General features: G+C 36.1%; 1 protein-coding gene. It reads right to left on the bottom strand.

What is annotated here, in order from left to right:
* Positions 1 to 152 precede the first annotated feature (152 nt).
* Positions 153 to 1,964, bottom strand: a complete 1,812-nt coding sequence (ltrA, locus tag E3U55_RS16920) for a group II intron reverse transcriptase/maturase (protein WP_134341662.1) — start codon at positions 1,962 to 1,964, stop codon at positions 153 to 155.
* Positions 1,965 to 2,728: the final 764 nt, after the last annotated feature.

Raw genomic sequence — 2,728 nt, 5'->3', positions numbered from 1 at the left:
CCTTCTTCATACGAATAGGTAAGGGTTTGAAGTTATCGCCCCCTTTTCCCCTCGTTCACACCGTACGTGCGACTTTCACCGCATACGGCGTTCCAACTAATTCAATTCATTCGTTCCTATGTATTAATTTTAGAGTAGATTTACATTCTAATTTAGATTATTTCATAGTTATATTGTTTTCTAAGTTCATTTATTTTCTCTAATTGTTTATTATTTAATTGTAATTCATTAATGACCCTTTGGATTTTATCTTTATCTTTCAGATAAACCAGGTTTAGAATCGATTCATGTAATACAATCAAATTTGAGTAACTATCATTCTTCGAGAGATGGTATGGTATTTTATAATGACAGTGCCAATTATTCAAGCCAAGTTCAACACCTGAGATGGCACATCTACCATATTGTGCAATGAACCTAGAAATACGGTTATCATTATATTCAATCGTTTGATTCGGAATATAGTTTTTCATGATATGACTTAACACTTTTTTATTAATCGCCTTTAGGTTATTGTGTATCTTTTCTCTTCCGTTAACGGTATAATTACAGATACTCTGGGTAAAACATAGATTCGTTTTATGCCGTTGGGCATAAACAGGTACAATGACCATATCTTGTATCTTGTAATACTGTGGTAAGTAACCTTTGTAGCGTTTTTGTAGTGTTTTAGTCAACTCTTCAAACTCTGCTTCTACTCTCACATTCTTAAGTCGATTATATAACGTCTTGTTTAACTTGGAGGACAACTCACTTAAATTTTTAGAGATCTGAGTGGCTGCTGCGTAATAGTTTTGGATACCCATTACGACAGTGTTAAAGTGCCAAACTGTTTCATTACACGGTTTTCTTTGGATTGTTTTTATAGAATCCTTAATTTTTGTGAATGCCTTAGATTTAGCCTGTTTGGTCATATTTGATTGGGCTACGTATCCCAATTTTGTTTTTCCTTTCTTCTTAGCGCGGAATGAGAATCCTAAGAATTCCGAAGGATTCTTCTTTAGGTTAACAACTTTTGATTTTTCTTCACTTGTATCAAGGTGTAACCTCGTTTTAAGAAAGCCCTTTATGGCATAGTTCATTCGAATTGCTTGTGAACGAGTGCGACACAACACCTTAAAATCATCTGCATATCTTACGATGTAAACTTCTTTTAAGTTGGATTTCTTGAGTGCTTTTACTTTGCTCCCATTATGTTTATATTCATGGTTGCTTTTAAAAGTTTCCCATTGATTACTTATCCACCAATCAAGCTCATTAAGTACGATATTTGATAAAAGTGGTGATAGAATACCTCCTTGCGGAGTTCCTTTGGTTGGCACCCCTTCTTCGTCAATCTCTGCTTTTAATAGCTTGGATATGATTGAGATTAAGGATTTATCCTTTATTCCGAGGGTCCAAATCTGTTTAAGTAATTTGCTGTGGTCAACGTTATCAAAAAATCCTTTTATATCTACATCTATACAATGATAAAGACCCACTATATTGATCAGTGCTTCTAGTCTGGCTTTTGCATGGTGAGTGCTTCTATTTGGTCTAAAGCCATAACTATGTTTATGAAATTTTGCCTCACAAACAGGCTCTAATACCTGTAGGATACACTGCTGAACTATTCTATCCCATATCGTGGGAATGCCTAACGGTCTTACTTTCCCATTTTCTTTAGAAATGAAAACACGTCGTACACTATCTGGTTCATAGTTTTGTAGCATACTTTGAACATGTTTAACGACCGATTCCACTGAAAGTGGTTTGATATCACCAATTGTTAACTTGTCAGTTCCAACTGTTTTGCTTCCTGTGTTTCTTTTGATGTTTCGATATGCAAGACGTATATTTTCATTCGAACTAATCAATTTCATTAAGTCATAGAAATTTTGACCATTGACACTTTGAGTATACAAATTATCAAAACAATATTGCATGTCGTAATACTCACTGTGTCTCAGTTTCTTCCGTTTCAACAAGTCGGTGACTCCCTTAGGAGTTGAACCTTTTTTAGTCTTACAAGAACCTTATTAATCGATAAAGAACTGCCTTCCATGGTTGAATGATTCTTCCTAGTCTAGTGGCTATCCCTCCGGGTTTGTTAGACCTTTCATTGGTACTGTGCCACCACTTTCACTGACATAAAGATAAGTTATAAAATAGCTATTCTCACTATTCCTTTTCTTATCAACGCTTCTTAGAGAGTAAGCTCTCCACGTTATCAGCTTACAACGTTGAATTATATCTATTTCGGAATGAACTTAGGTGCTTCCTGTAAGCCTGTTAGTCGTTCATATGCCTATAACATATCATGGGTTTTCATATTAGTTATTCTTACTCATCCACTACTAACCTCACATTATTTGGTGATATACACATTTTCTATGTATTGGGCGTGTAGACCCGTACATTCGGAAGTTCGTCAGCAATCCCTTTTCTTGTAGGACTTAATGCATTCTCACCTTATCCAATCAACTCAAGCATTATGATTTACACCACCCTCGCGGGTAGGCTTTCGGCAGCCGAACTGCTTCGGTAAATTCTCACGCCTTTTTGCCGAGCTTATAACACTGTTGTCCTTACTCACTTGAGTGCTATTCGACTTAGAGAGAGCCCTTCAAGACGTTACTCTATCATTTGACTCTTCGATATAATCCTTCAGTTCCTATCGGAACCGCCTAGCCTTTACCTGAGTAATGTAGCCACTCTCAGTTTAAGCTAGAAACATTTCGCACAACTA

This window comes from Filobacillus milosensis, from assembly GCF_004402015.1.
Classification (GTDB): Bacteria; Bacillota; Bacilli; order Bacillales; family Alkalibacillaceae; genus Filobacillus; species Filobacillus milosensis.
Note: the sequence above shows the minus strand (reverse complement) of the source record. Positions and strands in the feature narration are given on the sequence as shown.